The sequence below is a fragment of the Kitasatospora sp. NPDC022785 genome, from assembly GCF_055561295.1.
The window spans coordinates 24,076-48,550 of the sequence record NZ_JBVHHB010000035.1 but is presented as its reverse complement, the minus strand read 5'-3'; the positions used below and the strand labels follow the sequence as shown (position 1 = coordinate 48,550).

Annotated in this window: 19 protein-coding genes; 2 read left to right on the top strand and 17 right to left on the bottom strand. The window is 73.2% G+C overall.

Translation table 11 applies throughout. The features are described from left to right. Window positions 1–126: 126 nt before the first annotated feature. The 5 genes from rimM to proS form a co-directional block, all read right to left on the bottom strand. Window positions 127–684, bottom strand: a complete 558-nt coding sequence (gene rimM / locus ACZ3YO_RS36115) for a ribosome maturation factor RimM (RefSeq protein WP_465577992.1) — start codon at window positions 682–684, stop codon at window positions 127–129. Between the two features lie 142 nt (window positions 685–826). Next, window positions 827–1,066, bottom strand: coding sequence for an RNA-binding protein (locus tag ACZ3YO_RS36110; protein WP_030306741.1), 240 nt, complete (start codon window positions 1,064–1,066; stop codon window positions 827–829). A 2-nt stretch (window positions 1,067–1,068) separates the two neighbouring features. Next, window positions 1,069–1,497, bottom strand: coding sequence for a 30S ribosomal protein S16 (gene rpsP / locus ACZ3YO_RS36105; RefSeq protein WP_396325485.1), 429 nt, complete (start codon window positions 1,495–1,497; stop codon window positions 1,069–1,071). Between the two features lie 581 nt (window positions 1,498–2,078). Continuing rightward, a complete protein-coding gene (locus tag ACZ3YO_RS36100; RefSeq protein WP_380327407.1) occupies window positions 2,079–2,657 on the bottom strand; it encodes a hypothetical protein in 579 nt (192 codons plus the stop codon). Between the two features lie 598 nt (window positions 2,658–3,255). Further along, window positions 3,256–4,668: a proline--tRNA ligase gene (gene proS / locus ACZ3YO_RS36095; RefSeq protein WP_465577989.1), complete on the bottom strand. Its 1,413-nt coding sequence runs from the start codon at window positions 4,666–4,668 to the stop codon at window positions 3,256–3,258. 219 nt (window positions 4,669–4,887) lie between these two features. On the opposite strand from proS, the gene ACZ3YO_RS36090 reads away from it, so the two are divergent. Continuing rightward, entirely contained in the window at window positions 4,888–5,712 is an 825-nt protein-coding gene (locus tag ACZ3YO_RS36090) for a class I SAM-dependent methyltransferase (RefSeq protein ID WP_396325483.1), read from the top strand. A 311-nt stretch (window positions 5,713–6,023) separates the two neighbouring features. Here ACZ3YO_RS36090 and ACZ3YO_RS36085 read toward each other — a convergent pair whose 3' ends face one another. The 6 genes from ACZ3YO_RS36085 to nsdA form a co-directional block, all read right to left on the bottom strand. Next, window positions 6,024–6,566 (bottom strand): GNAT family N-acetyltransferase, encoded by a 543-nt coding sequence (locus ACZ3YO_RS36085; protein WP_465577987.1) that lies wholly within the window; start codon window positions 6,564–6,566, stop codon window positions 6,024–6,026. Window positions 6,567–6,716: 150 nt separating this feature from the next. Continuing rightward, window positions 6,717–8,282, bottom strand: coding sequence for a signal recognition particle protein (ffh, locus tag ACZ3YO_RS36080; RefSeq protein ID WP_465578064.1), 1,566 nt, complete (start codon window positions 8,280–8,282; stop codon window positions 6,717–6,719). A 148-nt stretch (window positions 8,283–8,430) separates the two neighbouring features. Beyond that, complete coding sequence (locus ACZ3YO_RS36075; RefSeq protein ID WP_465577985.1) at window positions 8,431–10,929, bottom strand: [protein-PII] uridylyltransferase; 2,499 nt, start codon at window positions 10,927–10,929, stop codon at window positions 8,431–8,433. A 143-nt stretch (window positions 10,930–11,072) separates the two neighbouring features. Beyond that, window positions 11,073–11,411: a P-II family nitrogen regulator gene (locus tag ACZ3YO_RS36070; RefSeq protein ID WP_371479378.1), complete on the bottom strand. Its 339-nt coding sequence runs from the start codon at window positions 11,409–11,411 to the stop codon at window positions 11,073–11,075. Continuing rightward, the gene (locus ACZ3YO_RS36065; protein WP_396325480.1) at window positions 11,411–12,778 is read right to left on the bottom strand and encodes an ammonium transporter; all 1,368 of its coding nucleotides are present in this window, start codon (window positions 12,776–12,778) and stop codon (window positions 11,411–11,413) included. The genes ACZ3YO_RS36070 and ACZ3YO_RS36065 overlap by 1 nt, the downstream gene beginning before the upstream one ends. 333 nt (window positions 12,779–13,111) lie before the next feature. After that, entirely contained in the window at window positions 13,112–14,566 is a 1,455-nt protein-coding gene (gene nsdA, locus ACZ3YO_RS36060; RefSeq protein WP_465577982.1) for a transcriptional repressor NsdA, read from the bottom strand. A 621-nt stretch (window positions 14,567–15,187) separates the two neighbouring features. On the opposite strand from nsdA, the gene ACZ3YO_RS36055 reads away from it, so the two are divergent. Then, window positions 15,188–15,853 carry a bifunctional DNA primase/polymerase gene (locus ACZ3YO_RS36055; RefSeq protein ID WP_465577980.1) on the top strand — a complete coding sequence of 222 codons (666 nt, stop codon included), beginning with the start codon at window positions 15,188–15,190 and terminating at the stop codon, window positions 15,851–15,853. 66 nt (window positions 15,854–15,919) lie between these two features. Here the strand turns inward: ACZ3YO_RS36055 and ftsY are convergent, their stop codons facing one another. The 6 genes from ftsY to ACZ3YO_RS36025 all read right to left on the bottom strand — a co-directional run bounded on the left by ftsY (window position 15,920) and on the right by ACZ3YO_RS36025 (window position 24,289). Continuing rightward, a complete protein-coding gene (ftsY, locus tag ACZ3YO_RS36050; RefSeq protein WP_465577978.1) occupies window positions 15,920–17,128 on the bottom strand; it encodes a signal recognition particle-docking protein FtsY in 1,209 nt (402 codons plus the stop codon). 241 nt (window positions 17,129–17,369) lie between these two features. Next, window positions 17,370–21,017, bottom strand: coding sequence for a chromosome segregation protein SMC (smc, locus tag ACZ3YO_RS36045; protein ID WP_465577976.1), 3,648 nt, complete (start codon window positions 21,015–21,017; stop codon window positions 17,370–17,372). 195 nt (window positions 21,018–21,212) lie between these two features. Further along, a complete protein-coding gene (locus tag ACZ3YO_RS36040) occupies window positions 21,213–21,416 on the bottom strand; it encodes a hypothetical protein (protein ID WP_030243474.1) in 204 nt (67 codons plus the stop codon). Between the two features lie 424 nt (window positions 21,417–21,840). Beyond that, window positions 21,841–22,140: an acylphosphatase gene (locus ACZ3YO_RS36035; RefSeq protein ID WP_396325475.1), complete on the bottom strand. Its 300-nt coding sequence runs from the start codon at window positions 22,138–22,140 to the stop codon at window positions 21,841–21,843. 35 nt (window positions 22,141–22,175) lie between these two features. Further along, window positions 22,176–22,673, bottom strand: coding sequence for a winged helix-turn-helix transcriptional regulator (locus tag ACZ3YO_RS36030; RefSeq protein WP_465552128.1), 498 nt, complete (start codon window positions 22,671–22,673; stop codon window positions 22,176–22,178). Between the two features lie 269 nt (window positions 22,674–22,942). Beyond that, window positions 22,943–24,289, bottom strand: a complete 1,347-nt coding sequence (locus ACZ3YO_RS36025; RefSeq protein WP_465577973.1) for a hypothetical protein — start codon at window positions 24,287–24,289, stop codon at window positions 22,943–22,945. Between the last annotated feature and the right edge of the window lie 186 nt (window positions 24,290–24,475).

Below are 24,475 nucleotides of genomic sequence, written 5' to 3'. Positions count from 1 at the left end.
CAGGCGCGCCGGACGACGCAGGCCCGGCGGACGACGCAGGCCCGGCGGACGACGCAGGCCCGGCGGACGGCGAAGACGGGCCGGACGGCGCCTCGGGGCGCTCCTGCGGCGGCAGTCCCCCGGCGGTCACTCCGACTCCTCCGGCTCCTCCGCCGAGGCCACGACCTCGGCCTGCTCCGGGTCGATCAGCCCGGGCGGCGGGTCGATCACCACCTGCTGGTTCTCGAGGTCGATGGTCGGCACGATGCGGGTGACGAACGGCACGAGCACCTCCGTACCGTCGGGCTTCTCCACCGTGAGCAGGTCCTGGTAGGGCAGGTGGACGACCTCGGTCAGCTCGCCGACCCGGGTCCCGTCCAGCAGCACCACGTCCAGGCCGATCAGCTGGTGGTCGTAGTACTCCTCCGGGTCGTCCGGGCTCTCGTCCGGGTCGACCTCGGCGATCAGGATGGTGCCGCGCAGCGCCTCGGCGGCGTTGCGGTCCTTGACGCCGGCGAAACGCAGCAGCAGCCGGCCGCTGTGCACCTTGCCGGACTCGACGGTCAGCGGTCCGGCCGACGCGGGGTCGGTGAGCACCACAGCACCGGGGCCGAGCCGGAGTTCCGGCTCGTCGGTGCGGACCTCGACGCTGACGTCCCCCCTGATGCCGTGGGCGCGGCCGATCTTGCCGACGACGAGCTGCACGGTGATCGTTCTCCTGGATGGGTGCTAGGGAAGGCCTAGGGAAGGCAGAGCAAATGAAAAGACTGGAGAAAACGGCGAAGGCCGGCCGGGACGACATGCGTCCCGACCGGCCTCAAGCCTGACGGCTGAACGAGCAGCAGCGTCAGCGAATGCTGTCCACGTCGACCAGGTCGACCCGGACGTTGCGACCGCCGAGGGCGCCGACCACGGTGCGCAGTGCGCGCGCCGTGCGGCCGCCCCGGCCGATCACCTTGCCGAGGTCATCGGGGTGCACTCGCACCTCGATGGTGTTACCCCGACGCAGGTTGCGCGAACGCACCTGCACCTCGTCGGGGTGCTCGACGATGCCCTTCACCAGGTGGTCGAGGGCGTCCTCGATCACGATCAGGCCTCGGCGGCGGCGTCGGCCTCAGCCTCGGCCTTGTCCGACTTCTTGGCCTTCGGGGTGATGGCAACACCGGTGGTGGCGTCCTCGAAGCCGGCGACGGCCTTCGCGAACAGGTGCGAGAAGTCCTCGACCTTGGGCTCGGCCACCAGCAGCGGAGCCGGAGCCGGCAGGCCCTTGAACTTCTGCCAGTCGCCGGTCAGCTTCAGGATGGCGAGCACCGGCTCGGTCGGCTGGGCGCCGACGGACAGCCAGTACTGAGCGCGGTCGCTGTCGACCTCGATCTTCGAGGGGTTGTAGGTCGGCTGGTAGATGCCGATCTCCTCGATCGCGCGACCGTCACGCTTGGTGCGGGCGTCGGCGACGACGATGCGGTAGTGCGGGGAGCGAATCTTGCCGAGACGCTTGAGCTTGATCTTGACTGCCACGGGAGTGGATTCTCCTGGTGTTGACGTGGGTGAGCAGCCTTGCCCTCGCGTGGGGTTGCGGGGGTGGGCCGTTCAAGGGACACGCCAGCCGTAGGAGAGAGGGGTCCTGCTCGGCTGCCGAGTACTCAGCTGTCCATTCTGCCACACCGCCGCGAACCGCCTTGACCGACCTCCGGCGGACCGACAGGGACGGACACGGCCCGGCACGGCCCAACACGCACCGACACGGACCTCGACGGCTCGGAGCCGGCAGCCCGGAGCGGCCGGAGCGGCAGGGAATCCCGGAAAACGACGCCGGGGACGGGCCGGGTGCAAGAGCAGGCACGGCGCTAGAGAAGACACGGCGCTAGAGCAGGCAGGGCGCCAGACCGGAAAGGGAGCTAGAGCGGGGAGAGAGCGGGGGTGGAGCAAGAAGAGCGCGGGGCGCAGGGGCTGGGAGGGACAGGTCGACCGGGAGCCCCCGCTCCCGGTCAGCCCAACTCACCACCACTGATCGGCCGAGTGCCGATCGGCGCCGCGCAGATTCGCTCCGGCCGGACCAACTGCCCGCACAGCTGCCGGCCGTTTCTCCTGGCCGCCGACTACGCGATCTTGAACGGCTGCTGGCAGGCGCCGCAGACGATGGACGCCTGCGCGAGCACCGACGGAACAACCCGGACGTTGCGCCCGCAGCCGCAGACCGCCTTGACCCGGACGCCGCCCCCGGAGGAGCCGTGCCGAGCGGCCGGGCCGCGGAAGGCGCGCGACGCACCGTCGCCGGTCACCGCCTCCTGGTGCGCGCCGAGGGCGCGGTCCAGGCGCTCGATGGTCTCCGCGTACCGCTCGCGCGTCTCCTTGAGCATCGTCACCTGGGAGAAACCGCTGCTCGCGTGCGGTTCGACCGGGTGCGCCAGGCCCAGCTCCGAGGCGAGGAGCAGGAAGCGTCGGTTGTGGTAGCGGCCGGCGCGCGAGGTGTCCCGGATGTCCCGGGCCGCGGCCAGACCGTGGGCAGCCTCGTGGAGGAGCCGCTCGAAACCGAGCCGCGTGCCACAGGCCGAGGAGGACTCGCCGATCAACGCCTCGGGCGAGGCGAGGTCGGGGAGGTCCTGATGGAAGGCCTGGATGTCGCTCCAGGCGGCGGCCAGTTCGGCCGCGAGAACGAGGGGCTGTGTCGTGCTCACGCTAGACCAACGATGGAGTGCGAGCCGATGTTCCGCGTGTTCCCGTTCCCCGGGAATTCCCAGGAAACTCTCAGGAATGTACGAGCGCGCGCAAATTGCGCGTTCCGGATCTGACGCAAGACCAACCCCCTGCACGTTTGGGCCCGTCGCAGTCGGCGGGCCTCGTCCTTTTCCGCCTCGGGGAACGGGCTGTCGACCCCCGGACGTACGTACGGCCCATGATCCTGTCGAGTTGACAGGGCCACGGGCCGTACACCGTACCGCTATTCCGTTAATACCGGGAGTTGACCGGTCAGTAGGTATGTCGTCAGTTGAGACAACGCCCGTGCGGTTACCGCCGGAATTCCCGGCGATGGTTGTCGGCGCCCGTCACTACTCATCAGTACATGTCGGTTTCCGACAACCCGGACGCCTCGAAAACACGACGAACACCCCGAACCGCTCAGTACCGAAACCAAACCGTCCAGTACGGAACCGTCCAGCACCGAACCGCTGCCGCCGGTCGGAACCATCCAGCGAGCACCGAACCGCTGCCGCCGATCCGAACCCTCCGGCAAGCACCGAACCGCTGCCGCCGGTCCGCCCGCTACTGAACTGATCAGTAGGCGCGCGCGACGATGGCGATGTTGCCGTCCTGGTCGTCCGTCGCCGGCACCGAGCCGTCGGCGGCCACGATGCAGCGCACCGAGACGCCCTGCTCGGCCAGCTTGGCCTCGCCCTCCGGCCCCAGCTCGGCCCAGGAGATGCGGCCCCAGCCGGTGGCGGCGGCCTCGACGGCCTCGTCGAGGTTGCTCACGTCGACGGTGCGGGCCTCGCGGCGCTCGCGGGACTGGCGCAGCAGCAGCGCCTGGTCCTCCTCCAGCACGCCCGGCAGCAGCGACGCCAGGGCGTCGATCGAGACCGGCTCCTTGCCGCCGGGGATGCGGCGGGCCAGCATCGCGGTGCCGTTCTCCAGGTCGCGCGGGCCGACCTCGATACGCAGCGGCACGCCCTTGAGCTCCCAGTCGACCGCGCGGCGGCCGAACGGCGTGTCGGTGCGGTCGTCGACGACCACCCGGATGCCGGCGGCCTCCAGCGTGGCGCCGATCTCGCGGACCTTGGCGATCACCGCGTCGTCGCCCTTGATGGCGAGGACGACGGCCTGCACGGCGGCCAGCCGCGGGGGCACCCGCAGGCCGTTGTCGTCGCCGTGGGACATGATCAGGCCGCCGACCATACGGGTCGAGACGCCCCAGGAGGTCTGCCAGACGTACTCGCGCTCGGCGCCCTGGAGCTGGTAGGTGGTGTTGAAGGCCTTGGCGAAGTTCTGGCCCAGCTCGTGGCTGGTGCCCATCTGCAGCGCCTTGCCGTCGCCCATCATGCCTTCGAGCGTGAGGGTGTTGATGGCGCCGGCGAACCGCTCCTTGGCGGTCTTGCGGCCGAGCACGACGTCGATGCCGAGCACGTTGGTCATGAAGTCGCCGTAGACCTGGGTGTGGATCATCGACGCGTAGTCACGGGCGTCCTCGTAGGTGGCGTGGGCGGTGTGGCCCTCCTGCCAGAGGAACTCGGTGGTGCGCAGGAAGACGCGCGGGCGCAGCTCCCAGCGGACCACGTTGGCCCACTGGTTGATCAGCAGGGGCAGGTCGCGGTGGCTCTGCACCCACTTGGAGAAGTACTCGTTGATGATCGTCTCGGAGGTGGGCCGGACGACGACGGGCTCGTCCAGCTGCTTGCCGCCGCCGTGGGTGACCACCGCGAGCTCGGGGGCGAAGCCCTCGACGTGCTCGGCTTCCTTGGTCAGGTAGGACTGCGGGATGAACATCGGGAAGTAGGCGTTCTGCGCGCCGGCCTTCTTGATGCGGGCGTCCATCTCCTGCTGCATCCGCTCCCACAGGCCGTAGCCGTACGGTCGGATGACCATGGTGCCGCGCACCGGACCGTTGTCGGCCAGCTCGGCCTTGTTGATGAGGTCCTGGTACCAGCGCGGGAAGTCGTCCGCCTGGGGGGTGAGAACGGGTGCCTTTGCCATGGGGCGAATGTTACGGCGCCAGGAGCCCCGACTTCGAATCGGTACCGGCCCGGCGAACGGGACCGGTGACGCGGCTGCTGCCGGGGGGCGCACGACCGCGACACGCGCGCACCACCCTGCACCCCTCTGGACGCCACGCCCGAGCCGCTGTTCGCTGGAGTGGGGCGGGACTTTGGGGGAGCCGTAGCAGCACACCGAAGGACCGGATGGGAGGCCGCGATGGCTTCAGCTCGAACGACCGGCACAACCGTACGACCCGCGGGCGCACGACCGCACGACCCGCTGCCCGCGGCAGCGTGGCCCGCGCGGGCGCGCGACTGGGCGGAGATCCAGGAACGCATGCTGGTGCCGCTCTACGAGGCGGTCTACGACCGCCTGGAGGTCGGCCCGGCGACCAGCGTGCTGGGTCTGGGCTGCCGGTCGGGCCTGGCCCTGCTGCTGGCGGCCGGGCGGGGTGCGCAGGTCGCCGGACTGGAGCCGGAGGACGAGCTGCGCGAACTGGCCCGGGGCCGCCGGCTCCAGGTCGGCGCGAGTGCCCGGACGGCGGCGGCCGTCCCCCGGTCGGCCCATTCGCTGGTCACGGTTTTCGAGCAGCTGCCGGGGGCCGCCGACCCCCAGCGCGAGGTGACCGAGGCGGCCCGGCTGACGCTGCGCGGCGGTCATGTGGTGCTGGCCGCCTGGGGCCCGCCGGAGCGGTGCGAGAGCGCGGCCGTGCTGGACGTGGCCCGTCGGATGGCGGGGCGCACCACGGCGCGTGACCCGTTCGGGCTGAGTACGCCCGGCGCACTGGAGGATCTGCTGGCACCGGCCGGCCTGCGCCCGGCCGGCAGCGGCCGGGTGAGCTGCCCGTTCGCCTACCCGGATCTGGACAGCGCGGTCCGCGGACTGCTCTCGACCGGCCTGTACGACGCGGCGGCGGAGTTCTCGGGGCTGCCGCTGGTGGCGAAGGAGCTGGCGGAGGTGCTGCACCCGTACCTGCGCCCGGACGGATCGGTACGGATGGAGAACGTCTTCCGCTACCTGGTCGCCGAACAGCCACGCTGACCGCCGGGCTGCTCAGGCTCAGCACCGACCGGCCCGGCACCGACAGCCACACCACCGCCCCCGGCACACCACCCCCCGGGCACAGCGCCCCTGGGCAACAGCACCCACAAGCACGGCGTGCCACACCGAAGGGGCGCTCGCAACCTCGCGAGCGCCCCTTCGAAGGCCACCCCGAGAGCCACCGCGAAAGTCGGGAGTCACCCCGAGAGCCGCCTCCGGCGACGGCGGTGAGCCGGCCGCGCTGGCAGGACCCGGCGCACGAGCAGCGGCCGCTCCCGGGAGCGGAGAGGGCGGCGCCGAGGGCCCGGCCGCTACCGGTCCCGCCCCGGCCACTCCTCGGCGGTGAGCGCGAACCGCTCGTGATCCCGCCAGGCGCCCTGCAGGAACAGCATCCGCGGCGTGAACCCCTCGTGCCGGAAGCCCAGCCGCTTGGCCAGCCCGATCGAACGCCCGTTGTCCGGCTGCACGTTGATCTCCAGCCGGTGGAGCCCCAGGCCGCCGTCCGTCTGCGGGGCGAAGCAGCGGTCGAGCACCAGCCGCATGCCCTCGGTCATCCGGCCGGTGCCGGCGAACGGCAGGTACGAGTCGTAGCCGAGCGCGGCGTTGCAGAACCGCCCCATCACGATGTTGGCCACGTTGACCTTGCCGACCAGCCCGCCGGTCTCCTGATCGAGTATCAGGAAGGTGCGCAGCCCGGCCCCCTGCCGCTCCAGGAGGTCCGGCAGCCCGTCCGGCTCGACCGGGTTCCATCGTCCGATGTGATCGGCGGACCGTCGGACCGCCTCGGCGTACGCAACCTCGTCCTCGGCCCGCGGGGCCCTGATCGTCACTCTCACCCCCTCATCATCGGACATGCGAACGGCCCGCCGCCCGGAGGAGCCGGACGGCGGGCCGTTCACCCGCGACAGGGAGGGGCCCTACAGGCCTGAAGCCCCACGGAGCCCCTACGGCGCCCTTCGGAGCCCTGCGGGGCCCCACGAGGCCCCACGAGGCCCCACAGGCGCCTACAGCAGGTCCTTGAACTCCTTCGGCAGCTCGAAGTCGGCCGGGCCCTTGCCCGCGCCGAGTCCGAACGCTCCGCCCTGGGCCGGGGCCTGGCCGCTGCCCGGGCCGAGCGCGCGGCGCTCGGCGGCCGCGGCCTCCTCCTGCGCGCGCTTCAGCGGGTTGCCGCTCTTGCGCTTGCCCTTGGCCGCCGGTGCCTTCTTCGCGGACTTCTTCGAGCCGCCGCCCATGCCCGGGATCCCCGGCATGCCGGGGATGCCCTTGCCGGAGGCCATCGCCGACATCATCTTGCGGGCGTCAAAGAACCGCTCGACCAGGTTGTTGACCTCGCCGACCTGGACGCCGGAACCCTTGGCGATACGGGCGCGGCGCGAGCCGTTGATGATCTTCGGGTCGGTCCGCTCGGCCGGGGTCATCGACTTGATGATGGCGCCGACGCGGTCGACGTCCTTGTCGTCGATGTTGTTGATCTGCTCGCGGATCTGCCCCATGCCGGGCAGCATGCCCAGCAGCTTGGAGATCGAGCCCATCTTCCGGACCTGCTCCAGCTGGGCAAGGAAGTCGTCGAGGGTGAAGTCCTTGCCGCCGCCCTGCAGCTTGGAGGCGATCTTCTCGGCCTCGGCCTGCGAGAAGGTCTGCTCGGCCTTCTCGATCAGCGAGAGCATGTCGCCCATGCCGAGGATGCGCGAGGCCATCCGGTCCGGGTGGAAGGCGTCGAACTCGTCGACCTTCTCGCCGTTGGAGGCGAACATGATCTGCCGGCCGGTGACGTGCGCGACCGACAGCGCGGCACCACCACGGGCGTCGCCGTCGAGCTTGGAGAGCACCACGCCGGTGAAGTCGACGCCGTCGAGGAAGGCCTGGGCGGTGGTGACCGCGTCCTGGCCGATCATCGCGTCGACGACGAACAGGACCTCGTCCGGGTTGACCGCGGCCCGGATGTCGGCGGCCTGCTGCATCAGCTCGGCGTCGATGCCGAGGCGGCCGGCGGTGTCGACGATGACGACGTCGTACTGCTTCTGCTTCGCGTACTCGATCGAGTCGCGGGCGACCTGCACCGGGTCGCCGACGCCGTTGCCAGGCTGCGGGCCGTAGAAGGCCACGCCCGCGCGGTCGGCGACGACCTGGAGCTGGTTGACGGCGTTGGGGCGCTGGAGGTCGCAGGCGACCAGCAGCGGGGTGTGCTTCTGCTTCTTCAGCCAGTGGCCGAGCTTGCCCGCGAGGGTGGTCTTACCGGCACCCTGGAGACCGGCGAGCATGATCACCGTCGGGCCGCTCTTGGCGAACCTCACCCGGCGGGTCTCGCCGCCGAGGATCGCGATGAGCTCCTCGTTGACGATCTTGATGATCTGCTGCGCCGGGTTCAGCGCGCCGGAGACCTCGGCGCCGAGCGCCCGCTCCTTGACCTGCTTGATGAAGGCCCGCACGACCGGCAGCGCGACGTCCGCCTCCAGCAGCGCGATGCGGATCTCGCGGGCGGTGGCGTCGATGTCCGCCTCGCTGAGGCGGCCCTTGCCCCGGAGGTTCTTGAACGTCGCTGCGAGGCGATCGGAAAGGGTGTCGAACACGTCGTCGCGGGTCCTCTGCGGCATCGGTATCAGTACGGTCGTCGCCCCCAAGGGTATCCGGCCGCCCTGGGAACGGTCTCCACCCCCGGGACGACCTGCCCCGGAGGATGCCCGGAGGGGGCCTGACGTGCCCTCCCCCGGGCGGGCTTCAGCCCAGCGCCGCCCGGACGGCGGCCGCCACCTCCCCGGCCCGTTGGGCGGTGAGCGGCCGCCCCGCGTCGTCGGTGAGGTAGAAGGAGTCGACGGCATCGGCGCCGAGCGTGGAGACGTGCGCGGTCCGGACCCGGACGCCGGCGCCGTCCAGCGCCCGGCCGATCCGGTGCAGCAGGCCGGGGGCGTCGTGGGCGCGCACCTCCAGCACGGTCGCGGTGGCCGAGACCACGGCGGGCGCCACCGCGACCAGCGGCGGCGGGGTCGGGATGCCGCGCCGGCGCGGGGCGGCCGCGTCGCGCTCGGCGAGCCGGCGCGAGACGTCCAGCGAACCGTCCAGCGCCCGGCGCAGGTCGGCCCTGAGCCGAGCCGCCTCCGGCAGCTCGCCGAACTCGGCGGCCACCGTCCAGGAGAGCAGCAGCACCGGGCCGGCGCCGATCGGGTCCAGCTCGCGCAGGCCGGCCGAGCGGACGGTCAGCCGGTGCAGCGCCAGCACCCCGGCGACGGTGCCGAGCAGCCCGGGCCGGTCCGGTACGGCGAGGGTCAGCCGGACGCCCATCGGCTCGGTGCCCGGCTCGCCCGCGCCCGGCCCGCCCGTCACCCCGGCCCGGCCCGCGGTCTCCGCCCGGCCTCCCGACTCCGCCTGGGCCGCCACCTCGGCCTGGGCCAGCAGCGAGAGCGCCGGACCGCCCGTCCGGGCGGCCTCCACCGCGAGCCGCTCCTGCTCGGCGGTCGGCGCGGCCTCCCCCGGGGCGGGGTACGCGCCGGCCAGCTGGGCGGCGGCCCGGGCGGCCAGCCCGTCCACCAGCGAGGCCCGCCAGCGGCTCCAGGCGGCCGGGCCGGTCGCCGTCGCGTCGGCCTCGGTCAGCGCGTGCAGCAGCTCCAGCTGCGGCAGGGTGGCGACCACCTTGGTGATCGCCTCCACGGTGGCCGGATCGTCCGGGTCCCGCCGGGTAGCGGTGTCCACCAGGGTCAGGTGGTGGCGGACCAGCATCGCCAGGGTCTCGACCGACTCCCGGTCGAAGCCCATCCGGACCGCCACGTCGCGGACGATCACCTCGCCCGCCTCGCTGTGGTCGCCGGGCCAGCCCTTCCCGATGTCGTGCAGCAGCGCGGCGACCAGCAGGAGGTCCGGCCGGGCCACCCGGCGGGTCATCGCGGCGGCCCGCACCGCCGTCTCCACCAGGTGCCGGTCCACCGTCCAGCGGTGCACCGCGTTGCGCTGCGGACGGCAGCGGACCCGCTCCCAGTCGGGCAGCAGCCGGGTGATCAGCCCCTCCGCCTCCAGCGCCTCCCAGACCGGCAGACAGGCCTCGCCCGCGCCGAGGAGCGTGACCAGCTGTTCGCGGGCCTCGTCCGGCCAGGGCACCGGCAGCGGACGGCACTCGGCGGCCAGCCGGCGCACCGTCGCGTAGGAGATGGTCAGGCCGTTCTGCGCGGCGGCGGCCGCGGCGCGCAACGGCAGCACCGGGTCGGCGGCCGGGCGGGCGCCCTGGGCGAGCACCGCCTCGCCGTCCTGCTCGACCACGCCCTCGGCGAGCGGACGGCGCTCGACGGCGCCCCGGGCCACCGCCCCCGCGCCACGCCCGGAGCCGGTGAACGGGAAGGAGAGCCGGGAGGTTCGCCGGCCGCGGCCCGAGCGCGCGGCCAGCACCCGGTCCACCGCCCGCCAGGTGACGTCACTCGCGTAGGCGACGGTGCGGGCGGCCTCGTAGACCTGGCGCAGCAGGGTGTCGGCGTCCAGCACGCCGAGCCGCTCGGCGACCTGGTCCTGGTCCTGGAGGCTGAGCCGCTCGGTGGCCCGGCCGGTGACCAGGTGCAGCGCGTCCCGGACGTCCGCCAGCCGCAGCGCGGCGGCGTCCAGGCCGTCCCGCGGGGCGTCGGCCAGCCAGGTGGCGGCGATCGCGTTGAGCGCGACGATGTCGCGCAGGCCGCCGCGGGCCTCCTTGAGGTCCGGTTCCAGCAGGAACGAGAGCTCGCCGTGCCGCTCGGCCCGCTCCCGGCCGAGGTCGCGCAGCTCGGGCAGGCGTGCGGGGGCGGCGGCGCGCCAGTCGGCGAGGACGGCGGAGCGCAGCCCGGCGGTGAGCGCCGGGTCGCCGGCGACGTGCCGGGCGTCCAGCAGGCCGAGCTGCGCCTTGAGGTCGGCGGCGGCGACCGCGCGGGCCTCGGCGGGGGTGCGTACCGAGTGGTCGAGGGCGGTGCCGGTGTCCCAGACCGGGTACCAGATCCGTTCGGGCAGCGCCGGGTCGAGCGGGCCGTCGTGCAGCAGCAGCACGTCGAGGTCGCTGCGCGGGGAGAGTTCACCGCGCCCGTAGCCGCCCACGGCGACCAGGGCGACGCCGGGCGGGGCTCCGGCGGCCGTGAGCAGACCGGCCAGCCAGTCGTCGGTGAGCGCGGCCAGTGCGGTGCGGCGGGCGCTGCCGGCGGGGCCTGGTTCGCCCAGCAGCCGGGCGCGGGCGGCGCCGTAGTCGCAGGGGTCGTCGGTTTCGGTGGCCATGCGGAGTCCCCGTCCGTCGTGCGGTTGAACCAACGGCGCCGATACGCCGTCAGCGGACCTGCGACCGTGGGCCGGTCGCAGGTCCGCCTGCGTGATCAAGCTGAACGAGCTGAATGCTAGGTCCTGCCCGGGCCGGGCCTGGTTCAGAGGGCGTCGGGGCCGCGCTCGCCGGTCCGGACCCGGACGGCGGTTTCGACCGGGACGCTCCAGACCTTGCCGTCCCCGATCTTGCCGGTCCGGGCCGCCTTGACCAGGACGTCGATCAGCTGTTCGGCGTCGTCGTCCTCGACCAGGACCTCGATTCTGACCTTGGGCACCAGGTCCACGGTGTACTCCGCGCCCCGGTAGACCTCGGTGTGGCCGCGCTGACGGCCGTAGCCGCTGGCCTCGGTCACGGTCAGACCGTGCACCCCGAAGGCCTGCAGGGCGGCCTTCACGTCGTCCAGGCGGTGCGGCTTGATGACCGCGGTGATGAGCTTCATCAGGCGTCGACCTCGGTCTTCTCGGTGCTCTTGTCGGTGGTCTTCGCGGCGGCGGACCCGGCGGGGGCGGCGACCACGGCCGCGGCCGGGGCCGGGGTGGTCCGGGCGAGCCCGGAGCCCAGCGCGCTGAAGTCGTACGCGGACTCGGCGTGCTCGGCCTGGTCGATACCGGCGACCTCGACCTCCTCGGCGACCCGGAAGCCGACCGTCTTGTCGATCGCCTTGGCCAGCAGCCAGGAGAGGACGAAGGAGTACGCGCCGACCACGGCCACGCCCATCGCCTGCTTGCCGAGCTGCTCCAGGCCGCCGCCGTAGAAGAGGCCCTTGGCGGTCTGGCCGACGGTGCCGGTGGCGAAGAGCCCGACCAGCAGCGAGCCGATCGCGCCGCCGACCGCGTGCACGCCGACCACGTCGAGCGAGTCGTCGAACCCGAAGCGGTACTTGAGGCTGATCGCGGCAGCGCAGACGGCACCGGCGATCAGGCCGATCGCCACCGCGCCGAGCGGGCTGACCGAGCCGCAGGCCGGGGTGATGGCGACCAGGCCGGCCACCGCGCCGGAGGCTGCGCCCAGCGTGGTGAACGCGCCGTGCCGCAGCTTCTCGTAGACCAGCCAGCCGACCAGCGCGGCCCCCGTGGCGACCTGGGTGTTGACCAGGGCCATCGCGGCGACGCCGTTGGCGGCCAGCGCCGAGCCCGCGTTGAAGCCGAACCAGCCGAACCAGAGCAGCCCGGAGCCGAGCATGACCAGCGGCAGGCTGTGCGGGCGCATCGGGTCCTTCCGGAAGCCGACCCGCTTGCCCAGGACCAGGCAGAGCGCCAGGCCCGCGACGCCCGCGTTGATGTGCACGGCGGTGCCGCCGGCGAAGTCGATCACGCCGTTGCGGTCGCCGAGCCAGCCGCCGTTGCCGCCGTCGAAGAAGAAGACCCAGTGCGCGACCGGGAAGTAGACGACGGTCACCCAGAGGGCGATGAACAGGCCCCAGGCGGTGAACTTGGCGCGGTCCGCGACCGCACCGCTGATCAGCGCCGGGGTGATGATCGCGAACATCAGCTGGAAGGCGGAGAACGCGGTGACCGGAATCGTGCCGGCCAGGTCGTTCAGCCCGATCCCGCGCATCCCGAGGAAGTCCAGGTTGCCGATCAGGCCGGCGCCCGCGTCGGGCCCGAAGCTGAGCGAGTACCCGTAGAGGACCCAGAGCACGCTGACGATGCCGAGCGAGAGGAAGCTCATCGCCAGCATGTTGAGTGTGCTCTTGGCCCTGACCATGCCTCCGTAGAAGAAGGCCAGGCCCGGGGTCATCACCATGACCAGGGCCGCACAAATGAGCACGAAGGCGGTATCGCCCGCGCTGAAGCCGTCCGGCATCGGCGTCTCCTCATGAATGGAAGCCGCTCCACACCCGGGTTACCTGTCCCGTGCCACCCGGGGTGTCGGCGATGAGAAGGAGAGTGCCGAAGGCTGGTTTCGGCCGATGCGGCCCGTTGTTTCGCGACCGTGACGACGGCGACGCAGGGGTTACGCCTGCGTGAACCACGGCCGTGCCGCGCCGCCGAATGGGTTACCGTGCCGCCGCGCGACACGAGGAGTGCGGCAACGGCCACCGACCGTGGCGGCGGCGGCCGTCACGGTCGGCGGGGTCCTCGGGGGCGCCCGGCCCAGGCCCGACCGGGCAGGCGGACGGGCAGGCAGGCAGACGGGTCAGACCACCGAGACGTACTCCGGGATGTCCTGGACCACCCGCTCCTTGAGCCGGCTCACCGCGTCCACGCCGTTGAACCGGACGGAGGCGGCCTCCGTGGTCTTGCGCACCCGCGAGTTCAACCGCTCCGAACGGACCTTGCCGGCGATCTCCACCGCCTGCTCGGCGTACTCCACGGCCTGCTCCGGCTCCTTCTGCAGCAGGTGGACGCTGGCCATGCCGATCAGGTTGAAGGCGTACGAGCGGACGTGGTCACCGTCCTGGCGGAAGAGGTCGACCGCGCGCTCCATCACCGGGGCGGACATCGAGGCGTACAGCTCGGCCCGGTCGGAGTGGTAGGCGAGGTCGCGGAAGGAGTGCGCGTTCTCGGCGTTCAGCTCGGCCGGCGAGAAGAACTTCAGCCAGTCCGGGTCGCCGTCGCCCTCGCGGATGTCGGTGAAGGTGTCCTCGGCCAGCCGGACCGCCCGGGCGCAGCGGTTCACCTCGCCGATCGTGGCGTACGCGCGTGCCTCCATCGCGTACAGCAGCGACTGCTGGCGCGGGGTGGCGGTGTCGCGGCTGCCGTACTGGGCCAGGTGGATCAGCTCCAGGGCGTCCTCGCCGCGGTTGAGGTGGATCATCTGGCGGCTCATGTCCGTGAGGATCAGCGCGCCGAACGGGCGGTCGCCGGCCTCCTTGGCGGCGTGCAGCGCCAGCACGTAGTACTTCTGCGCGCTCGGGTGCATGCCGACGTCGTACGACATCCAGCCGGCCAGGTGGGCCAGCTCGGCGGTGAGCCGGAAGAGCCGCCGGGTGGTCTGCTCGGGGTACGTCTCCTGGAGCAGGTCGGTGACCTCGTGGAGCTGGCCGACGACGGCCTTGCGGCGCAGCCCGCCGCCGTTCTGGGCGTCCCACTGGCGGAACACGACGGTGGTCTGCTCCAGCAGTTCCAGCTCGGGCTCGGAGAGCCGGCCGGTGAAGGGCTCGCCGCCGTTGGCCGCGGTGAGGATCGGGGTGGGCATGCCGGTCGGGCCGGGGGCGAGCCAGCGCTGCATCGGCTCGATGAGCGCGGCGCCGGCCGTCAGGGCGAGGGAGGTGCCCAGGAAGCCGCGCCGGTTGAGCATCAGGTCACTGCGCGAGTAGTCGCTGATCAGCTGGACGGTCTGCGGCGCGCTCCACGGCAGGTCGACGCCGCCGCCCACGGTGGAGACGGGGATGGCGGCCCGCAGCCCGAGGTCCTCGATGGAGACCACGGAGCCGAAGCGCTCGGAGAAAAGCTCCGACATGATCTTGGGGATCGGCTCGCGGGGCTGCTCGCCGTCGAGCCAGCGGCGCACCCGGGAGGTGTCGGTGGAGACGTGGTGGGCGCCGATCTGGCGGGCCCGGCGGTTGACCTGACGTGCCAACTCGCCCTTGGACCAACCGCTGCGGGCGAACCACGTGGTCAGCTTCTCGTTGGGTTGCTTCTCTGCCATGGGAACGTCCCCATCCCGCCCGGCCCCTGCTTCGGGGCCCCCGATCGTGACCGCCCGACGGTTGCGGGCTCTTGCCAGACGTGCCGCACCTGAGTGCTGCCGAACCGCTCGTCGAACCGTTGGTCGTACTGGTGTGCCATCCTGGCGGACGAGCCGTCAGCTTCCCCAACTCCCGTCCCCCAAGGGCCTGGAGCGGACTCTCCGACGGTGTCCGTGTGCTGAACGTAATGCCCCGCGTGGTACCCGTGGGAGCGGCCCTGGCGAAACGCCACCTTTCGCCACCCCCAGGAGTGAACCGAAGCAAGTCGGCACACGCTTCACTGAGTAGTCCCGACGGTCCGGCATATGCGGGCCGCCAAGTCCCCACCGGCACTCCTGCTCAGCGCGGCAATCCACAGCGGCCACAGGCGAGTTTGCCGCCCGCCCCGATCGACGGCCGTCCGCGCACACGACGATCCGACATCGGCACCGCCCGCCACAAGGCGGCGCCCGAGGCGCAACCCCGCAACTGGCGCACGCCACGCGCTGCGCGCCGCCACCGCACAACGCACCACGCAACGGACAATCAACACAAAGTCACCATCCCGTAACCATCGGCAACGAGAACCTGTTGGGGGAGGCATGGACAACCTGTTCGGCGAACTTCGACTGGGGCACCTGCGGTTGGCCCCGCTGGGCGCGCGCCGCCGCACCCGGGTCACCGCGTCCCAGGCGGCCGCGGAGTACACCGGCCGCTGGGGCTGGGCGGTCGCCGTCGGCAGCCCGAACGGTGCCGCGGCCCGCTGTCACTGCGGCACCCCCCGCTGTGCGGCGCCCGGCCTGCACCCCGCCCCCGGCGGCGAACCGGCCGCCCGCTCCGGTGCGGACGTCTCGGTACTGTTCCCCACCGGCCGCGCCTTCGACGTCCTGGACGTCCCCGAGCAGGCCGGCCTGCAGGCGCTGGTCCGGCTGGAGCGGATGGGCACCCAGATCGGCCCCGTGCTGGCCGCGCCCACCGGCCGGCTGCAGTTCCTGGTCGCCGCCGGCACCGCCCGCCGGCTGCCCGACCTGCTCTACCGGATGGGCTGGGACGACGCCGCGCTCGACCTCACCTGCCACGGCGAGGGCAGCTACGTCGCCGCCCCGCCCACCGTCCTCGGCGGCCTCGGCCCGGTCCGCTGGCTGCGCCGGCCGACCCGCGACAACGCCGGCTGCCCGCCCGAGGCCCGGCTGCTCCTCGGCACCCTCGCCTACGCCTGCCACCGCGGCCGCGAGCGCACCGCCGAGCCCGCCTGGCTCGCCTCGTAGACACCGGCGGAGAACGCCGAAGGGCCCGCCCCTCGCGAGGCGGACCCTTCACCGGCAGGCCGGGGATCAGTCCCCGATCAGCGCGTCCACGAATGCACCCGGCTCGAACGGCGCCAGGTCGTCCGCGCCCTCGCCGAGACCGATCAGCTTGACCGGCACGCCCAGGTCCCGCTGGACCGCGACCACGATGCCGCCCTTGGCGGTGCCGTCCAGCTTGGTCAGCACGATGCCGGTGATGTCGACCACCTCGGCGAAGACCCGGGCCTGGATCAGCCCGTTCTGGCCGGTGGTGGCGTCCAGCACCAGCAGCACCTCGTCCACCGGGCCGTGCTTCTCGACGACCCGCTTGACCTTGCCCAGCTCGTCCATCAGGCCGGTCTTGGTGTGCAGCCGGCCGGCGGTGTCCACCAGCACGGTGTCGGCGCCCTCGGCGATGCCCTCCTTGACCGCGTCGAACGCGATCGAGGCCGGGTCGCCGCCCTCCGGGCCGCGCACGGTGCGCGCGCCCACCCGCTCGCCCCAGGTCTGCAGCTGGTCGGCGGCGGCGGCACGGAAGGTGTCGGCGGCGCCGAGCACCACCTTGCGGCCGTCGGCGACCAGGACCCGGGCCAGCTTGCCGGTGGTGGTGGTCTTGCCGACGCCGTTGACGCCGACCACCAGGACGACGGCCGGGCCCTCCTCGTGCTTGGTGGAGTGCACGGTGCGGTCGGCGTCCTTGCCGATCAGCTCGACCAGCTCCTCGCGGAGCAGTCCGCGCAGCTCGTCCGGGGTGCGGGTGCCGAGCACCTTCACCCGGGTGCGCAGCCGCTCGACCAGCTCCTGGGTGGGGGCCACGCCGACGTCGGCGGTCAGCAGGGTCTCCTCGATCTCCTCCCAGGTGTCCTCGTCGAGGTGCTCGCGGGAGAGCAGCGAGAGCAGGCCCTTGCCGAGCGAGTTCTGCGAACGGGAGAGCCGGGAGCGCAGCCGGACCAGCCGGCCGGCCGTGGGCTCGGGGACTTCGAGGGCCGGAGCCTCCTCGACCTCCTCGATCGTCGCGGGGACGGCCTCGGCTTCGGGAAGCGGGAGCTCGACCTCCTCGACGGTGCGTCGGGGCTCCTCGGTCGGCGGCGCGGCCTCCTCACCGACCTGGGGCTCTTGCGGGGTCGGGGGCGCCGTGATGACCGGCGCCTGCGACTTCGGGGGCAGCTGCTGGCGTCGTCTGCCGGAAACGACGAGGCCGGCGATCGCGCCGATGGCGATCACGGCGATGACTACGGCAAGGATCACGTATTCCACATCAATCTCCTTCTCGGGATCCCACGACAGAGTGATCCTTCGGCCACCGACGCACGGAGCGTCGCCGCCTCCCTTACGCTGACGCTGTGCCGTCCGGCACCGGTCAGGGCTTGGCCGTCATGAGGTCGTCAAGCGGCTGAGTGAGAAGCCCCCTCGCGCGCGAGGGGGAGGAGTCACAACCACCCCAGTATCCGTGATCGGGGGTCGTCCGCGGGCATCTGCCCCGGCGTCGGCCGATGGATCAGTCCATCGGCCCGGAGGCGGTCGCCTCCTCGCGCTGCCGGGGCTGCACCGTGCGAGCTCCGCGCTCCCGGTGCTCTCCCCCGGCCTGGCGGGTGGGAGCCCCCACCCGCAGGCGCTGGCTGATCACCTGGGAGATGCCGTCGCCCTTCATGGTCACGCCGTAGAGGGCGTCGGCCGACTCCATGGTCAGCTTCTGGTGGGTGATCACGATCAGCTGGGAGCTCTCGCGCAGCTCCTCCATGATCCGGATCAGCCGGCGCAGGTTGGTCTCGTCCAGCGCGGCCTCCACCTCGTCCATCACGTAGAACGGGCTGGGCCGGGCCTTGAAGATCGCCACCAGCAGCGCCACCGCGGTCAGCGAGCGCTCGCCGCCGGAGAGCAGCGAGAGCCGCTTGACCTTCTTGCCCGGCGGGCGGGCCTCCACCTCGACGCCGGTGGTCAGCATGTTGTCCGGGTCCGTCAGCACCAGCCGCCCCTCCCCGCCGGGGAAGAGCCGCGAGAAGACGCCCTCGAACTGGGCGGCGGTGTCGTGGTACGCCGAGGTGAACAGCTGCTCGACCCGCTCGTCCACGTCCTTGACGATGTCGAGCAGGTCGCGCCGGCTCCGCTTGAGGTCGTCCAGCTGCTCCCCGAGGAACTTGTGCCGCTCCTCCAGCGCCGCGAACTCCTCCAGCGCCAGCGGGTTCACCTTGCCGAGCTGCTGGTACGCCTTCTCGGCGGCACGCAGCCGTCGCTCCTGCTCGGCCCGGTCGTACGCGCGCGGCTCCCCGGGCTCCCCGCCGTCCTCGGGGGTGGGCGGCGGGACGAGCTGGTCCGGCCCGTACGCGGCGAGCAGTTCGCCGCCCTCGATGCCGAACTCCTCCAGCGCCCGGGCCTCCAACTGCTCGATCCGCAGCCGCTTCTCGGCCCGCAGCACCTCGTCCCGGTGCCCGGCGTCGACCAGCTTGTCCAGCTCGGCCTTGAGTTCGCGGCCGTGCTCGCGGTGCTCCCTGAGCTCCGCCTCACGGTCGGCGCGCGCCTGCTCGACGGCGGCCCGCCCGGCGTCCGCGCGGGCCAGCGACACCTCCAGGCAGGCCAGCAGCTGCCGGGCGCCCGCCGCGACGGCGTTCGCCACCGTGGCATCGTGCTCGGCGCGCCGGCGGCGCTCGGCGGCCCGGGCGCGCGCCTCGCGCTCGGCGCGGGCGGCCCGGTCCAGCTGGTCGGCGCGGCCGTTCAGGGCGCGCACCCGTTCCTCGTGGGTGCGCACGGCGAGCCGCGCCTCCAGCTCGGTCTGCCGGGCTGCGGTGGCGGCCTGGGCCAGCCGTTGCTGCTCGGCGGCGTCCGGCTCGTCCTCCCCCGCGTCCGCCGACTCCTCGGCCGCGGCGAGCCGTTCGGCCAGCTCCTCGGCGGTGGCGAGCAGCTGGGCGAGCCCCTCCTCGGCCCGGCCGGCGGCAGTGGAGAGCCGGTCGGCCTCGCCGGCCGCGGCCCGGGACTGCCCGCCGAGCCGGCCGAGCGCGCCGGCCACCTCGGCCCGCTCCTTCGCGGCCTGCCGCCGGTGGGCGGCCAGTTGCTCCAGGCCGGCGGCCGACTCCCGGCGCAGCCCGGTGAGTTCGGCCAGGCGTCCGGCCGACTCGGCACAGCGGACGGCCTGCCGCTCGATCGCCCGGGCGGTCTCGTCCACCGCGGCCTGGGTCTCCATCAGGCTGGGCGCGCCGCCCGAGCCGCCGTGCGCGAAGGCCGCGCCGAGCCGGTCTCCCTCGGCGGTGACGGCGGCCAGGCCCCGGTCCGCAGCGACCAGCGCCACCGCCTCGTCGAGTGTGCCGACCACCACGACGCCGGCCAGCAGGGCCCGCACGGCCGGCAGCAACTCGGCGGGCCCGTCGACCAGTTCGGCGGCCCAGCGGGCGCCGGCCGGCAACTCCCCCGCGACGCGGGCAGGTTCGGGGGCGCCGGCGATCAGCAGCGCGGCCCGGCCGGCGTCCTCCTTGCGTAGCAGCCGCAGCGCCTCGGCGGCGGTCGCCGGCGAGTCGACCGCCACCGCGTCCGCCGCCGCGCCGAACGCCGCCGCGACGGCGGCCTCGTGGCCGGGGGCGATCCTCAGCAGTGCGGCCGCCGGACCGATCAGCCCGGCCAGCCGGTCGCCGGCCGCCAGCAGCGCGCCGCTGCCGTCCTTGCGGCGCAGCCCGAGCGCCAGCGCCTCGTGCCGCGCCGTCAGCCCGGCCCGCTCGCGCTCGGCGGCGCCGGCGGCGTCGCGGGCGGCGGCCAGCTCGCGTTCGACGGCGGCGAGCCGCTCGCGCGCGGCCTCGTGTTCGGCGTCGGCGCGTTCGTCGTCCCCGGCCAGGCCCTCGACCTCCGCGCGCAGCTCCTCGTACTCCTGCCGGGCGGCCTCGGCGCGCAGCAGCGCCTCGTCCCGGGCCTCGGTGAGCCGGCCGATCTCGGCCTGCGCGGCGGCGGCCTTGGAGCGGGCCGCCGCAGCCTGTCCCTGGAGCCGGGCCAGGCCCTCCCGGCGGTCGGCGATGGCCCGGGCGGCGTCCTTCAGCCGCCGCTCCTCCGCGGCGAGCGCGCGTTCCAGCCCGCCCCTGGTCTCGACCGCCTCGGCCAGGGCGTACTGGGCCTCCTCCAGTGCCTCGGCCAGCGCGGCCTCCTCCTCCCGGACCCGCTCGGCCTCCCGTTCCAGCTCCTCGGGGTCCCGCCCGCGCCGTTCCTCGGCCTGCCCGCCGGCGGCCGCGTGCCGGGCCCGGGCCTCGGCCAGTCCGACGGTGCCGCGGGTGCGTTCGGCCAGGGCGGAGAGCCGGTACCAGGTCTGCCGGGCCGTCTCCAGGCTGGGGCCGAGCTGTTGGACCTGCGCCTCCAGGACGGCCTCGCGCTGCAGCGCGCGGGCCAGCTCCTGCTCGACGGTGGAGCGGCGCAGTTTGAGCGCCAGCTCGTCGGCGACCTCGGCCTCGACGGCCCGGCGCAGGGTGAGCAGGTCGTCGGCGAGCAGGCGGAGCCGGGCGTCCCGCAGGTCGGCCTGGATGCCCGCGGCGCGGCGGGCGATCTTCGCCTGCCGGCCGAGCGGGCCGAGCTGGCGGCGGAGTTCGGCCACCAGGTCCTGGACGCGGTTGAGGTTGACCTGCATCGAGTCGAGCTTCCGCAGCGCCTTCTCCTTGCGCTTGCGGTGCTTGAGGACGCCGGCGGCCTCCTCGATGAAGGCGCGGCGGCCCATCGGGTCGGCGTGCAGGACGGAGTCGAGCTGCCCCTGGCCGACGATGACGTGCATCTCGCGGCCGATGCCGGAGTCGGAGAGCAGTTCCTGGATGTCGAGGAGCCGGCAGGTGTCGCCGTTGAGCGCGTACTCGCTGCCGCCGTTGCGGAACATCGTCCGGGTGATGGTCACCTCGGCGTACTCGATCGGCAGCGCGCCGTCGGAGTTGTCGATGGTGAGGCTGACCTCGGCGCGGCCGAGCGGGGCGCGCCCGCTGGTCCCGGCGAAGATGACGTCCTCCATCTTGCCGCCGCGCAGCGACTTGGCGCCCTGCTCCCCCATCACCCAGGAGAGCGCGTCGACGACGTTGGACTTGCCGGAGCCGTTGGGGCCCACCACGCAGGTGATGCCGGGCTCGAACCGTAGGGTGGTGGCGGAGGCGAAGGACTTGAACCCGCGCAGCGTCAGACTCTTCAGGTGCACGCGCCGGTCTCCTCATCGCTCGCCAGGGCCCCGGCTTGCGACTGTATCCGGCGGTGACCGGCGGATACGCCTCCGGACACGACGACGCCTCCGGACACGACGAAGGGACGCCACTCAGGGCGTCCCTTGCAAGCTGCGTCCCTTTCGGGGCGGCTCAGTGCACAGCGGCGTCGATCTGCGAGGACCGGGCGGGACTCAGGTGAGAGCCGGCTCCCGCTGATCCAGATCGATGCTGTTGAGCAGCGAGTGCTCGTCAGCGACAGCGGTGAGAGCGTCGTTCTCAGCCTGCATCCGAAGGAGCTCGGACTCCAGGTCCTGGACGCGCTGCTGAAGCCGTCGCATCTCGGAGAGCATTCGCGGGTCGGGGCCGCCGACGTACCCGAGAAGCGCCTTTGCCATGATGAATGGTCCTCCACGCTGAGTGACCGAACCGGAACGGTACAGGTCTAGGGGGAAGGGGGACGCACGCGCGGCGCGCCACCGGCAGTGCTGGCTGGGCACCACGGCACAACCACCGTGAGCTGGGCCCACGGGGTATACGCCTACCGGATAAACGCGGTCGTGTGCGCGGGCTTCAAGCGTCTCACCAAAGACGGAAAGGGTCAACACGATCACCCCACGCTACCGCGCCCCTGTCACCTGCATGGCGGTGTGGTCACGCCAGGCGGTCTCGGGCCGGTCTCCACCAGGTGCTCGTGGATCATCGTTCGATGCGGAGTCAACCACGAGTCTGCCCCGATGGCAACCGTATGACACCGACAGTTGCCGATCGTTTCGCGTACGCCCCGCGCGGCCGGGCCCACCACCCGCCCCGCCACCCGGTTCAGCGGATCTCGAAGCTCTCGTAGCCGGCGCCGACGGCCGTCCAGATCTCGGTCACACCGGATACCCCGCCGGGCGTGTCGGGGCCGCGCAGCAGGGCGAGCAGCTCCTCGCAGTCGGCGGCGAGACCCTCGGCCACCACCTGGACCCGGCCGTCGCCGAGGTTGCTCGCGTAGCCGGTCAGGCCGATCTCCAACGCGCGCGCCCTGGTCCACCAGCGGAAGCCGACCTGCTGGACCTTGCCCCGCACCCAGGCGGTCACCCGGACCGGTTCATCGCTGTGCGCGTCACGACCGTGCATGCCCCCGACCCTATCCGGAGCGGGATCACCACGCGTCACGGCGCAGCGGGGCCCTCCATCGTCCAGCCCGGGCTGTGGATCTCCACCTGGAGGTCCCCGCGCCGCCCCTCCTCCCCGCAGGTGCGGCAGACCCAGGCCGGGTCGTACGGGTGCGGCTCGTGCCCCTGGGGCGTGTGCCCGAAGCTGACCGGCGGCTCGGGCAGCAGCCAGCGGTCGCCCCAGCCGAGCAGCGCCTGGGTGAGGGGCGCGAGGTCACGGCCGGCCTCGGTGAGGTGGTACTCGTACCGCGGCGGCCGCTCGCTGTAGGCGCGGCGCTCGACGACGCCCGCCTCCTCCAGCGCGCGCAGCCGTGCGGTGAGCCGGTCGCGCGGCGCGCCGGTGTTGCGGGCGATCCGGTCGAAGCGGTGGTTGCCGTAGAACAGCTCGCGGACGGCGAGCAGCGCCCACTTCTCGCCGACCACGTGCAGCGTGGCGGCGATCGAGCAGGGCCGGCCGGGCAGGGAGGGCGGGGCCGAAGGCGTGTGGGAGGTCACAGAGCCAGCCTGCCACACAGGGTTGCGTTCTCAAACCCATCAGCCCCCGCTCCCCCGGACGGCCCCGGACAGCACTGCGGCCCCGCCGGTGGGTGGCGGGGCCGTGGTGCCGTTCGACCGCGTCGGGCGGGGTCGGCAGCGTCAGCGAGTCGGGAGCGTCGACGGCTCGGGAGCGTCAACGGGTCCGCAGCGTCTACGGGTCGGGAGCGTCAACGGGGCGGGGCATCACCGGGTCGGGGACCCGTCCGGTGCGGGATGCCGCGCCGGCGTCAGAACCCTCCGCCGAAGTCGCCCCCGCCCCCGCCGCCGAAGTCGCCGCCGCTGTCGAAGCCGCCGCCGAAGTCACCGGAGTTGTAGTCGGCACCCGAGTAGTCGCCGCCGTCGTAGTCGGAGCCGCCGTCGACCGGGGCGCCGTAGGCCGGGGTGCTCATCATCGAGCCGAGCATGGTGCCCACCAGCAGGCCCGGCAGCAGGCCGCCGCCGTAGCCGCCGAAGTAGCCGCCCGCCCAGGGCCCGTAGGCCGGGCCGGCGTTCCAGTACGGCTGGGGGCCGTGCTCGGTCGGGACGGTCCGGATGTCCGGATCCTGGCCGGTGGCCAGCCGGTCGGCGTCCGCCCGGCAGACCGGGACGGTGCGCGCGGCGCCGCCGGCCGGGGCCCAGTCGGCGTCCTGCACGGACGGGCCGTGGCGCGGGTCGAAGAAGCACGGCGGCCGGCGCTCCGGCAGCGGCAGCTTCTCCCGGCGGGCGGCCAGCGTGGCCAGCGCGAAGCGGCCGTCCTCCAGCGCCTCGGTGACCGGCTTGACGTCCTCCGGGCCCTTGGCCTCGTCCATGCTGCGCTTGGCCCGCTCGTAGGAGTCGAGGGCGTGCGTGTAGTCGGCGCGCTGGACGTCGTCGGCGTCGGCGGCGCCCGGGTTGAAGTCGAGCCGGTCGAGCTCCTCGCCGAAGGCCGTGATGTCCTCGTCCACCACCCGGCGCAACTGCGCCAGTTCAGCCTGCCGCTGCTCCTCCTTGCGCTTCTTCGCCCGACGGAAGAGCAGGAAGACGCCGGTGCCGGCCAGTGCCAGCAGGGCCAGCGGGACGACGATCGCGGCGGTCGACAGGCCCCCGCCGGAGCTGTTCACGCCGTGGCCCTTCACCTGCGGCGCGGCGGTGTCGACGAAGTCGTTCAGGGTGGCGTCGATGTCGCCGGGGTGCGAGCGGAAGGCCGCGCCCGCGATCCGTTCGGCGCTCGCGGTGGGCAGCGCCTCCCGGTCCGAGCGGGCCTGGAACTGGTCGCCGCGCCAGACGCCGTAGGTACCGGTGATGCCCACCTTGGTGCGCAGGTCGTTGAAGACGGTCTGGGCGCCGTACGGGTCGGCGGCCGGGACGACCGCGATGAAGACCGGCTTGTCCGCCTTGCGGATCTTCTCGGTCAGGGCGTCGGCCTGGCTCTGGCTGAACCGGCCCGTCATCGCCGGGTCGACGTACACCCGGCCCTGCTTGAGCGTCGCGGTGGCTTCGTCCAGCCCGCCGGCCGCGGACGCCGCCGGCGCCAGCAGGAGCAGCAGCCCGAGCAGCGCCGCCACCAGGGCCAGGGGCCCGCCGCCCCGGGAACGTCGTCGAGCAAGGGTTCTCATGTCACCGACGCTACCCCCACCGGCGTCCGGGCAGGGCATACCCTTCGCGTACGGGCCGGCGGACGTACCCCCACCGTCCGCCGGGGGCGCTCCCCTCCTCGGGGATGATGTTTCCCCGGCCGCCCCCGAACCGTGCCGGCGGCGGGAACCCGGCCACCGGCCCGGACGTACGTTCCGGCAGGCGCA

Excerpts from the sequence above, each read along its gene's own strand:
- ACZ3YO_RS36070 (WP_371479378.1), bottom strand. The coding sequence starts at position 11,411 with ATGAAGCTCATCACCGCGGTCATCAAGCCGCACCGCCTGGACGACGTG.
- proS (WP_465577989.1), bottom strand. The coding sequence starts at position 4,668 with ATGGCAAAGGCACCCGTTCTCACCCCCCAGGCGGACGACTTCCCGCGC.
- ACZ3YO_RS36065 (WP_396325480.1), bottom strand. The coding sequence starts at position 12,778 with ATGCCGGACGGCTTCAGCGCGGGCGATACCGCCTTCGTGCTCATTTGT.
- ACZ3YO_RS36075 (WP_465577985.1), bottom strand. The coding sequence starts at position 10,929 with ATGGCCACCGAAACCGACGACCCCTGCGACTACGGCGCCGCCCGCGCC.
- ACZ3YO_RS36085 (WP_465577987.1), bottom strand. The coding sequence starts at position 6,566 with ATGTCCGATGATGAGGGGGTGAGAGTGACGATCAGGGCCCCGCGGGCC.
- ACZ3YO_RS36025 (WP_465577973.1), bottom strand. The coding sequence starts at position 24,289 with ATGAGAACCCTTGCTCGACGACGTTCCCGGGGCGGCGGGCCCCTGGCC.
- ACZ3YO_RS36035 (WP_396325475.1), bottom strand. The coding sequence starts at position 22,140 with ATGCACGGTCGTGACGCGCACAGCGATGAACCGGTCCGGGTGACCGCC.
- nsdA (WP_465577982.1), bottom strand. The coding sequence starts at position 14,566 with ATGGCAGAGAAGCAACCCAACGAGAAGCTGACCACGTGGTTCGCCCGC.
- ACZ3YO_RS36055 (WP_465577980.1), top strand. The coding sequence starts at position 15,188 with ATGGACAACCTGTTCGGCGAACTTCGACTGGGGCACCTGCGGTTGGCC.
- ACZ3YO_RS36090 (WP_396325483.1), top strand. The coding sequence starts at position 4,888 with ATGGCTTCAGCTCGAACGACCGGCACAACCGTACGACCCGCGGGCGCA.
- ACZ3YO_RS36040 (WP_030243474.1), bottom strand. The coding sequence starts at position 21,416 with ATGGCAAAGGCGCTTCTCGGGTACGTCGGCGGCCCCGACCCGCGAATG.